Origin of the sequence: Streptomyces hazeniae, assembly GCF_031845485.1 — a bacterium.
GTDB lineage: Bacteria > Actinomycetota > Actinomycetes > Streptomycetales > Streptomycetaceae > Streptomyces > Streptomyces hazeniae.
This window is the reverse complement of the sequence record NZ_JAVREQ010000072.1, coordinates 1-811: the sequence shown is the minus strand read 5'-3', so window position 1 is coordinate 811 and position 811 is coordinate 1. Positions and strand designations below refer to the sequence as shown.

At 73.5% G+C, this 811-nt stretch carries 1 protein-coding gene and 1 pseudogene; both read left to right on the top strand.

What is annotated here, in order from left to right:
* Nucleotides 1-289 (top strand): annotated as a pseudogene (locus RM572_RS28620) (hypothetical protein); the annotation flags it as partial.
* Entirely contained in the window at nt 286-609 is a 324-nt protein-coding gene (locus tag RM572_RS28615; RefSeq protein WP_311676285.1) for a hypothetical protein, read from the top strand. The pseudogene RM572_RS28620 and the gene RM572_RS28615, both read left to right, overlap by 4 nt.
* The last annotated feature ends 202 nt before the right edge of the window (nt 610-811 follow it).

Below are 811 nucleotides of genomic sequence, written 5' to 3'. Positions count from 1 at the left end.
GGTCACCGCCACGACCGCCGAGGTAACCACCGGCACCGAGCACGACGACGCCCCGGCACCGGGGCGTGAGCCGGTGGCGGTACCGGCCGCCGAGGGGCGGGAGGTGGTCACCGAGAAGGTGACGCTCGCGCCGTCTGACCTGCGCAAGAAGGCCCGTGCCCTGCACCGCAAGGCGGTCACCGCCGGGCGTCGCGGGGTGACCATCGACCAGCTCCGCGCGGAGCTGGGCCTGTCCCGCCGAGATGCGGCAGACCTGCGCCGCGAAGTCGTGAACGGAGTGGAAGCGTGAGCGAGATCATCCGCGCGTCCTCGGATGCCACCGAGGCGGCCCGCCAGTCCGACCAGTTCGCCATTGCCCTCGCCGCCGTCCACGCCGCACAGCAACACCAGCAGCAGGAGCAGTCGGCGTGCCGGCACCACGGTTCCCCGGCACGCGCCGCCACCTCGGGTGGGGGCGGGGTGAAGTGGCTGGCGGTCGGCATGGGCGGATCCGCCCTCCTGCTCTCCGTCGCCGTGTCCGCGGTCGCGGTCGCGGTCTCCGCCGTCGCGGTCACGGTGTGCCTGCTCATCCTGCGCTCCGTCCTTGCGGACGTGCGCAAGGGCCGCTGACCGGCTGCCCGATCCGCCCGGCCCACACGGTTCGGGCGGTGAGGGGAGCCGGGACAGCCCCCGGTCACCACCACTCCGAGAGAGGACGCCATGCCGAAGTTCTTCTACGCCCTCGCGATCGTCCTGTTCGTCACCGCCGGCGCCGTGTTCGTCGTCGGTGGTGACGGCCACCTCGGCCGCGGCTGGGCCTGCATCGCCTGCG